The sequence below is a fragment of the Calothrix anomala FACHB-343 genome, from assembly GCF_014696435.1.
GTDB classification, from domain to species: Bacteria; Cyanobacteriota; Cyanobacteriia; order Cyanobacteriales; family Nostocaceae; genus Aulosira; species Aulosira anomala_A.
In genome coordinates, this window is the sequence record NZ_JACJQG010000074.1 from 38,221 (window position 1) to 48,286 (window position 10,066).

Annotated in this window: 7 protein-coding genes; 3 read left to right on the plus strand and 4 right to left on the minus strand. The window is 37.9% G+C overall.

The window, feature by feature from the left end:
• Positions 1–47: 47 nt before the first annotated feature.
• The 4 genes from H6G08_RS30530 to H6G08_RS30545 form a co-directional block, all read right to left on the minus strand.
• The gene (locus H6G08_RS30530; protein ID WP_190549995.1) at positions 48–2,933 is read right to left on the minus strand and encodes a CHAT domain-containing tetratricopeptide repeat protein; all 2,886 of its coding nucleotides are present in this window, start codon (positions 2,931–2,933) and stop codon (positions 48–50) included.
• A 36-nt stretch (positions 2,934–2,969) separates the two neighbouring features.
• Positions 2,970–4,196: a DUF1822 family protein gene (locus H6G08_RS30535; protein ID WP_190549997.1), complete on the minus strand. Its 1,227-nt coding sequence runs from the start codon at positions 4,194–4,196 to the stop codon at positions 2,970–2,972.
• Positions 4,197–4,230: 34 nt separating this feature from the next.
• Positions 4,231–4,965, minus strand: a complete 735-nt coding sequence (locus H6G08_RS30540) for a hypothetical protein (protein ID WP_190549999.1) — start codon at positions 4,963–4,965, stop codon at positions 4,231–4,233.
• Between the two features lie 349 nt (positions 4,966–5,314).
• Positions 5,315–5,800 carry a molybdenum cofactor biosynthesis protein MoaE gene (locus H6G08_RS30545; protein WP_199322800.1) on the minus strand — a complete coding sequence of 162 codons (486 nt, stop codon included), beginning with the start codon at positions 5,798–5,800 and terminating at the stop codon, positions 5,315–5,317.
• A gap of 57 nt (positions 5,801–5,857) precedes the next feature.
• Here H6G08_RS30545 and H6G08_RS30550 point away from each other — a divergent pair, with 57 nt between their 5' ends.
• The 3 genes from H6G08_RS30550 (at position 5,858) to H6G08_RS30560 (ending at position 9,617) form a co-directional block, all read left to right on the plus strand.
• Positions 5,858–6,037: a hypothetical protein gene (locus tag H6G08_RS30550; protein ID WP_190550003.1), complete on the plus strand. Its 180-nt coding sequence runs from the start codon at positions 5,858–5,860 to the stop codon at positions 6,035–6,037.
• Between the two features lie 367 nt (positions 6,038–6,404).
• Entirely contained in the window at positions 6,405–9,224 is a 2,820-nt protein-coding gene (locus tag H6G08_RS30555; RefSeq protein WP_190550005.1) for a hybrid sensor histidine kinase/response regulator, read from the plus strand.
• A gap of 12 nt (positions 9,225–9,236) precedes the next feature.
• Positions 9,237–9,617, plus strand: coding sequence for a nuclear transport factor 2 family protein (locus tag H6G08_RS30560; RefSeq protein WP_190550007.1), 381 nt, complete (start codon positions 9,237–9,239; stop codon positions 9,615–9,617).
• Positions 9,618–10,066 lie beyond the last annotated feature (449 nt).

The window sequence follows — 10,066 nt, forward strand, 5'->3', positions numbered from 1 at the left end:
TATTCTCCTATTTAGCTGTTATTTAAAGATTACAAAAACTAAAAAAATTATTTTTTGAAATGATTATTAATGCGAGTTTCAATGTTTTGGATACGTGGGGTTAATTGTCGCCACTGATATTTTTCCCGACGAATTAAACGTTCTAGGTTACATCCTTGTTGCAGTAATTCTCTAGCACGAGAAAAGTTATTACTTCCTGCTTCTAAATCTGCTAGTTCCACGTATGCACCGAGATTTGGCTTTTGCTTGAGAGATTCGTCAAAACAGTTACGAGCTTGGGCGCTATTCTTAAAGATGTAGCGATAAAAACAACCGAACTCATACCAAAAATACCCATTTTTCTCTCTATCTAATTCAATAGCTTTTTGATAGTACTCTCGCACTTTGGCAGCAAAATTTGCACCTTTAAGTTGATAACACTGAGCTATATATAAGTGCGCCAAACCATGTTTAGGATTATCTGCAATTACATCTTTTAAATATTGCAATGCTTCATCAGGTTTGGGTGCAGGTTGGATAATTAACAGACGAGCATAATTTAATTGTGTATAGCGGATGATTCGTTTAATTTCTTGACTGACACCTGGTTTACTTGTTTGAGATTTTGCTGCATTTAAAACTTGTAAATATGTCTTTTGCGCTTGTTTAAAGTCATTATGAAAATCTCGCAGGATATTGGCGGCGTTAATAAATTGTACCCAATCAGTGATGGGAATATTTAAGGGGTGATGAACAATAAAGGTAGCTAATAAGTCACAATGCTTTTCATTTAAGTAATCTCTAAACCAGCCAAAAGTTTTAAATAATATTTGGTAAATGTCGCGATTTTGGGGATAATTATCGAGGGCTAGATTAATGAATTTTTGTAATAAGGGAATTAACTCGTCTCTGATGGTTTTATCTTGAGGTAGGGCATTCTGCAGACTGGAGTAATTATTTTGCAACCAAGTGGTAGTTTGTGCGATCGCTTGTTGTTGTTGTTGTTGACTGCCACTTTGAGCTACCAAGGCTAAGTATAGGCGCTGCAGAACTCTCTCCTGTGGATGCTTCAAGAGCCAAGATTTAGTTTCTTCAATGACGCTACGTTTCTGTTCCTCTGTACCGTAGCGTGAAATTAACCCTAGATGCTTGCTGCGGATTTTGCTATCTTCTGGGTGTTTTTGTCGCAATGCAGCATACATTTTAATCCAAACTGGCCATTCTGAAGAATTTTCCTGGGGTTGAAGTGCGGAGATTTTATCTGGATAATCTTGGAGAATTTTTAAAACTAAATTATCTTCACCATTAGTAGCTAAACCTCTCAAGCAATGGGAGATCCAGCGTTGATGGATTTCTTGAGTTGGTGCTAGAGCGGGAATTGCTGTGGTTAAATATTTTTCTGCAGATTTGGGGGGATAAATTGCAATAGCTTTTTGCAGTGTTACATTATCAATTACTTGTAAGCGTTGAAATCTTCCTTGTACGCTAGCCAGCACGAGATTTTTTAATTCGTGATTAATAGCAATATCAACTACTTTTTGAACTGCTGCTGAAGAATATTCCGGTAAACATAGGGGGAGAATTTCTGGAGGTGTGGCGATTTCATATTGATAAAAGCTGCAAATGACTCCAAAAACTTGATAAACTGGATATTCTTTAGTTTTCGGTAAACTTTTAATATAATCAGTTAGATTTTTAGTATTTAATGGTTGTGATGCTGTGGTTTTGGGTGTAGCGGTATTTATTGGCGGTTGTACAGGAGATTTTTTATTAATGTTATCCTGCTGGCTGGTTGTCGCTGGTTTAGGAGATGGTTTTGTTGGGGGAGATTGGGTGGTTTCTTGATGTGGTGAATTGCTGATTTTGGGACATAAATCACCCCAAGTGGGAGGTAATTTATTTGGTAATTGATAGATAACTGGTAACCAACTAGCATTAGGCGTGTCAGATTCTAAAGCAGTTAGTCTTTCTCTGGCTTCTCTGACTGCTAAATATAGCGGTTTACTACGAGAAAAATCTTGGAGAAAATACTTTAAAAATGCTTGTGCAACTTTATCGGGGACAGGTTCCCGCATGACGATAATTTGAGGAATATGCAGTTCGGCTAGTTCTTGCGCTAATCCTAAACCGTCGCAGGAGTTAAAAATTGCTAGTTGCAAACCTCTTTCTAAGGCTCTAACTAAGCCATATTTTAATTCACTAATTTGTAATTTTGTTGTTTGATTGAGATTAATATAACCTGTTTTTACTTCTTTATCGCTGGAACTATGTCCGGCAAAAAATAGAATATCCCAGCCTGTTTCATCCCGCAGATAATCATCTAATTGGGGACGTTGTGGTTCTGCTAAAAAGACTATTTCGGGATTATCTGGTAAATTCCTCAATTCTTTGATATCGGCTTCTAAATCAATGCCTGTTCTATCTCCCAAAATTGCTAAAATTCTAATTCTGCTTCTTTTATTGGCTGATGAAATATTTGGTTTATAATACTCAGATGAGGATAGAGCAATTTCGGCTTGGCGATATAAATCGAGAAAACTATCAAAAAATAAATGCCAAGGTAATTGACGTAATTTACTATCTTCGGTTTGAATCAGCAGGCGAATTTCATCGCTGCGGTTGAGTTCTCTATATATTGTTTCGCGAACTCTGCTAAACTGCGGATGGTCAAACCATTGCTTCATGCTATTTTTTAACTCTGTAGCTGAGATGCTACATTGTTGGGGATCTTTGCTAGTTCTCCCAGCTTGGGGGGTACCAAATCGACGTTGTATATCTAAATCTCGGTAGGCATTTTGCCAGTTATCATGGTGGGTGTCAACTTCTAGGGATTTAGGCAAAGTACCCAAAACTTGAGCAAAGGGATACTCACCATTATTGGCTATTTCTAAGTTAACCGCAAAATCCTGTTGAGTTCCTTCGGTTCTAAGTTTGAGAACTACTACCTTTACCACTCTTTCTCTCCTAGCAACTTTACTTTTTTACTTTAGTTAAACTCCAATATCTTTGATCATGCTGGTATCGCCTAATATAATTTGAGCGATGAAACTATCTCCAGGTTCACCATCGGGAATTATAACTTCTATTAGTTCTCGATTACTTCCAGCTTGGTCTTGGTAAATAATATCTCCTGATGGAGACAGTAAAATTAGCTGTAAAGTTTCTGGTAAATAATAATAATTATTATTATCGATTGGTTGTAACTGCAATCTGACGCTAATTTTTGTGTCTGTTTCTAATCTGATGGCAATATTTAATTGGATTATTTGTTTATCTAAGGTAAATTGTTCGAGATAGCGTTCTTGCCAGATACCAGTGCTGGAACGAAAAGCTAATCTTGGTTCTGTTGTATTAGCTAATAAGTTATCAAAACTATCGCCGAGTAAGTTTAAAATTTGATGTAATCGCCGGAGATTGATCCGGTTTGTGGGTTCGCTATTGATTAATTCTAAATACTGTTCGCGGACATATTGATCTTGGGGATGCGATCGCAACCAAGTTGTGGTGTCACCTACAGCTTGCTGTTGCTGTTGTTGGCTTCCTACTGTAGCTACTAAATATAGGTATTGCTGGCGCACATATCTATCTTCTGTGTGAGTTTTTAACCAAGCAGAAGTTTGAGTTATGGCTGCTTGCTGCTGTTGAGTGGTTCCCGCAATTTCCATCAGTACTAAGTATTGTTCCCGTACATATATATCTTCAGGATGGGATGCTAACCACTGTAGGGTTTCTACTAGTGCTGCTTGCTGTTGTTGAGTTGTTCCTACTCTACTGACTAAGATGAGGTATTTTTCCCAAACTGCTGCTGCTTCAATATGGGATTGTAGCCATGTAGCTGTTTGCTGAATTGCTGTTTGTTGCTGTTCTAAAGTACCTCGATCTGCTACTAAGGTGAGGTACTGTACGCGAATTCCGGCGCTGTCTGGCTGGGTTTGCAGTAAATTCGCAATTCTGGCGATCGCTGTTTGTTGCTGTTGTGGTGTGAGAATAATACCTTCGCTGGTTATTGGTGAGGATTGATTGTCTGATTCTGCTGGTACATCTGCTTCACTCAGTCCATTTTGGAACCATTCATCATCTGCATTTTGAGAATCAAGATTCACATAATCTGCACCCAGAGATAATTTATTTCTCTGCAATCTCTGAGCCACTAACAATGCATTCATTGCTTTGGCAACAATACTATTTTGATGTGAATTTTCTTCAACTGGACTCATATATAATTAATTATATCAAAATATTTATGCTTTTTTATTTAAGAAATACGTCTTTATAGTCTTCTTTGGGAATGTCATCAGCACCTGATACTATATGTTTTGTCAGCCAGGTGATATATTGTGGATGTTGCGGATTATAGCCAGCAAATAACCCTCGTTTTATTGCATAATAATTGTAAGTCTCTTTCCATTCTCTGATTTTATTATCTGTATGTTCCTTGGCGCTTTGGGTTAATTGTACGCACAAGGGATTATCTTGGTTAGCAGTCGCGATTAAATCTGTATCTATAGCTTTATCGGCAATCAATTTACTAATAAATTTAGCAGTTTGATAATCTTTTTTTTGCCTTTGTTGACTTCTAATACTTCTACTAATTTCGTTAATTATCTTGGCATCATCAGGTGGTGGTTCATTCTTGATTAAACTTTCCTTCCACCTGGGAAAATCTTTATCGTGTTTGTTGAACCAAGTGGGGAATATCTCTAAATGCCAATATCTATGAATTTGTAATATAGCGTCTTTTATCTGCTGTTTTTCCTCTGGATTAGCTAGACGATAACATAGCCAAAATTCTGCATCTGCAAGAATCTCTTTTAAACCAAGTAGAAGATGCTTGCGACTCATCATTGTCCCACTTGGCATCTTTTCTAAAGGACTGGCAATAGCTTTTAATCTATCTGCTAGTTTGATTTCTACCTGAGAGGCTATGGCGATTAATTCCTGAAGTTTTTGTTTTAATTTATCAGCTTCTGAATGAGTTTGTGTCATAATTATCTATGATTATTGGCAAGGGCTATAATTTATAACTCCAACCTACTGAGTCACAGGAATTTAGCATATAAATGCATAGATAAAATTAAGTTAGCGGTTAGGGTATAATCGCTAATTACAGCCTAATTTGGCAGTAGATTTACTGATTTTTACTATTCTCTCATAAATGATTACGGATTTCTATATATACGAAAGGTTAAAATTTATTTACGGAATGGTGGGTATATTTATTTACAAGTATTCAGTTTGATTGAAAATCACAGGCGCAGACTTATAAGATGATGGTGGTGGAGGCGATCGCAAAACGAATCAAAAGTGCGATCGCAGATTCTGCAATGAAGAAATTTTAACAGTTGTCTGGTGACTGTTCGCAAGCACCAATACTCACCCAACTACTAGAACCATCTTGCCAGTGTTCTTTCTTCCAAATTGGGGCATTATGTTTTAAGGTATCAATAGCATAGCGACAAGCTTCAAAAGCTTCGCTGCGATGGGGGCAACCTACAGCAACTAACACGCTAATTTCCCCTACTTGTAAACGTCCAATGCGATGGTGGATGACTACTCGATTCACATCATTCCACAAAGAACGAATCTCAGCAGCGATTTGTGCAAATACCCGTAACGCCATCGGTTCATAGGCTTGATATTCTAAAGCAACTACAGGTTTACCATCAGTTTGATTGCGAACCATCCCACTCATCACGACAATCGCACCATTAGCTGGATCGTCTGCCTTACTATAGATTTCTTCTATAGACAATGGTGCAAAAGTAATAGCAAAGCTATCTTCAGTTCTTTGGGGAATACGCAAGTTTATTGTATTTGTCATAAAAAAGTTCATATACATCTATATACTTTGTTCATCCTATCGCTTGAACCATCACCAATGACTCATGACTTCTACAAATTAGCCATTCACGAGAAAATTGCACACCCAAACATAAAAATCTCTCTGAAGAGTCAACAGTCAACAGTCAACAGTCAACAGTCATTCCCAGGACATAGCCTGCTGGATGTTTTTGGCGCTAATCCATACTTTTGCCACCATTGTTTAAATTTGTCTTAATCTAGGGGATTACTAATAGAAAAGCAATAGGATGATTAAAGTAAATTTATGTCAAATTTACAGTTCTCAGTCATCTTTCTTTAGATACATTACTATAATTAAGGGTAATTATAGTTTGTGACAAAATTGATTAGACAATCTCAGATTCAACGGCTGTATTGCGAGTCAATGTCAGCTTGATTAATGTTTTGCACAAAAAATTTACTAATTAATCCTAAAAATTAACAAATGTATAGATTTTACTAACAAGCAGAATCATAGTAAGCATTAGTCAAATACCGTCAGATTGACGTTTTCTCTGCTGGATGAATTGAGCAAATCGTGAATCGCACGAAGTTATGTAATTCAATAGTAGTAGGAAAGTTGAATGAACTTTGCATTGTGTAACCCTGAAAGACAAAGACTTGAGGCTCTGTTTAAATATCAAATTCTCGACACTGTTCCAGAAAAAGCATTTGACGATCTAGCGTTTTTAGCAGCAGAGATTTGTCAGACACCCATCGCCGTAATTAATTTGATTGATAGTCATCGACAGCGGTTTAAGGCGAAAGTAGGGTTAAATATCGAACAAATGCCCAGAGAATTAGGTTTTTGTCCGATATGTATCCAGCAATCTCAACCTCTGATTATTCCTGATACTTTGGTAGATGAACAGTATGCTAATTCTTTAGTTGTTATCGCTGAACCTTATGTCAGATTTTACGCTGGTGTACCTTTAATTGCACCGGGAGGAGAAGCAATTGGGACTATCTGTGTAGTCGATCGCGTACCCCGTCAAATTAGCGATCGCCAAATTGCATCATTACAAGCTTTGAGCCAATTGGCAATTAGAGAACTAGAACTACGACGGAACTTGTTGGAATTAGCCAGTATTAAAGCAGAATTTAAACAAGCACAGCAAGCACAATATCAAAGTGAAAGCACTCTGCGCAGTTTTTTTGATAGCGCACCGATGATGATGGGAATTGTGGAATTGTTAGATAATGATATCCGCCATATTTCTGACAACCTAGCCGCAGCGAAATTTTTAGGACTCACCCCCAATGCTATGCAAAATCGCCGCGAGCGAGAAATGGGTGTAGCAGATGAGCAGATAGTCAAGTGGCTGGATTATTATCAGCAAGCAGCAGTTAGTCAATCACCTGTGAAGTTTGAATATGCTGTAGATACTCCCCAAGGTAAAACATGGTTATCTGCAACAGTGAGCGCGATCGCTCACAGTCACACCAAGCCGCTACAATTTGCCTATGTAATTGAAGATATCAGCAATCGCAAACAAGCCGAAGACGAATTACGCTGGACAGAAGCACTGTTACGTTCTATGACTAGTGTTTCCCCTTTAGCATTTTATGTGGTAGATAACCGCACTGATGAGATACTGTATTTTAACGATCGCTTTTGTGAAATTTGGGGGATTGAACATCTTCAATCGCAGATGACAGAGCGAAAATTGAAGAATCAGGATATTATCCCCGATTGTCTGCAATTAATTCAAGATATACCCGCTTTTGCTGCTTCCTGCACTCCCTTACAAAGCGAAGAATACCGTTGCGTCATCGAAGATGAGATTGCATTTAACGATGGCAGGACGATTCGGCGATTCTCTAGTCAAGTTCGCGATCGCTTAGATCAATATTTTGGGCGGTTATATATTTTTGAAGATATTACCACGCGCAAACAAGTAGAACAACAAATACGCGAACAAGCTGCATTGTTAGATATCTCTACAGATGCAATTGTTCTGCGAGATTTATCTAATAATATTCTGCTCTGGAATAAAAGCGCCGAAAAGCTTTATGGTTGGACAGCAGCAGAAGCGATCGATAAAACTGCCCATGAAATTTTTAGCAATGAACCTTTAGCACAATATTTAGAAATTTGTCAGACTGTAATTCAACAAGGTTCTTGGGAAGGAGAATTAGAAAAAATTAGTAAATTCGGCAGAGAAATCATCGTTGCTAGTCGCTGGATGTTAGTCCGAGACGAGCATTTAGAACCGAAATCAATTTTGATTGTAGATACTGATATTACCAAAAAAAAACAACTAGAAAAGAAATTTTTACGTGCCCAAAGAATGGAAAGTATCGGCACTCTCGCCAGTGGAATCGCCCATGATTTAAATAATGTATTATCGCCGATATTAATGTCAGTACAGCTGCTGAAAATGAAAGCCTCTGGACAGCAAATTGAGCAAATGTTATCGATAGTAGAAACCAACGTCAAACGAGGCGCAAATTTAGTTAAACAAGTCCTATCTTTTGTCCGGGGAATTGAAGGCGATCGCCGCGTACTGCAAATTAAGCAGATTATCGATGAACTGCAACAAATTATTCAAGAAACATTCCCCAAAACCATTACCTTAACTACAGAATTAGCCGCAGATTTATTCCCAGTTTATGGTGATAGCACCCAATTACATCAAGTCTTGATTAATTTATGTTTAAATGCCCGCGATGCCATGCCAGATGGCGGGACAATTACAATAGCCGCGAATAATATTTACATTGATGAAATCTATAGTCAGGTACATTTTGAAGCCCAAGTAGGTCATTACCTAGTTTTAACAATTACGGATACTGGATTTGGTATACCTAGCGAACTATTAGATAAAATCTTTGAACCATTTTTTACCACGAAAGAATTTGGTTACGGTACAGGATTAGGTTTATCTACAGCGATCGGTATTATTAAAGGACATGGTGGATTTATTAACGTATCCAGTTCGCTAGGAAAAGGGACAACATTTAAAGTGTACTTACCTGCGGTAAATACAGTAGAAATTCCCATACCAGAAGATAGCGAAATGCCTAACGGCAATGGAGAATGGCTGTTAGTAGTGGATGATGAAGCAGCAATTCGCGAAGTAACAAAAGCATCTTTAGAAAGCTATAATTACAAAATTATCTCTGCTAGCGATGGCATTGATGCGATCGCACTTTATGCGCGCAATCAAGATAAAATTAAAGTGGCAATTATCGATATGATGATGCCAAAAATGGATGGTGCAACCACCATTGCAACTTTGCATGGCATAAATCCAGAATTACCTATGATAGCTGTCAGTGGATTAGCAACAAGCGAACAAGTACCGATCAATAAAACACTCCAGCATACAGCATTTTTGTCTAAACCATATACAGTGCAGGAACTATTAAAAACTCTGCACCTACTGTTGACACAAAAATAATTTACCCTCCCCATGACATCTGAAATTTTAGCCGTTAATACAGCATTTTACCGAGCTTTTGAAAAAAAAGACATTGACGCCATGAGCGCAGTTTGGTCACAAGGAATTGGTAGTACTTGCGTTCATCCCGGACGCAGTATACTAAGGGGTTGGAAACAAGTTCGCATCTCTTGGGAACAGATATTTAGAAGTACTGCCTACATCGAAATTAACCTAGATATTATGGCTACAGAAGTAGCTGATAATATCGCTTATGTGGTGCTGGTAGAAAATATTTTGCAAGTGGTGAATGGTAGAAGGTTAGAAGCGCAATCAATAGCAACAAATGTATTTCAACTGTTTGGGGGAAAATGGTATTTAGTGCATCATCATGGTAGTCCGATTATGCGTTAACTGTTGTTTTGGAAGTGAATGGTCAATAGTCAATGGTCAATAGTCAATGGTCAATGGTCATTTGTCTTACCAATTAAAAAAAGAATACGACAAATGGTAGGGGCATGGCAATGCCATGCCCTCTAGAATATATTGATGTGTCGCAAACATTATTGAAATTGGTATCATTTGTCAAAAGACATATTTTATTGAATTTTGTAATTTAAAATAAAAGGGAGCATCCCAATTTTGACGCAATACCCTAGAAGGGTATTGCTATACCAACAAAGCCTGCCTTCGCAGGCTATCAAACTTTTAGCCTGCGAAGGCAGGCTTCGTATTTCTAGCCCCACCCTTATAGGGCTTGTCATTACCAACATCTTTTAAAGTGATTGGGTAATCAAATCAGCAGCCCAACACATATCCTGTAATCGCAACCAGCCTCGCCATAAGGTCTGCCAACCGGGCAG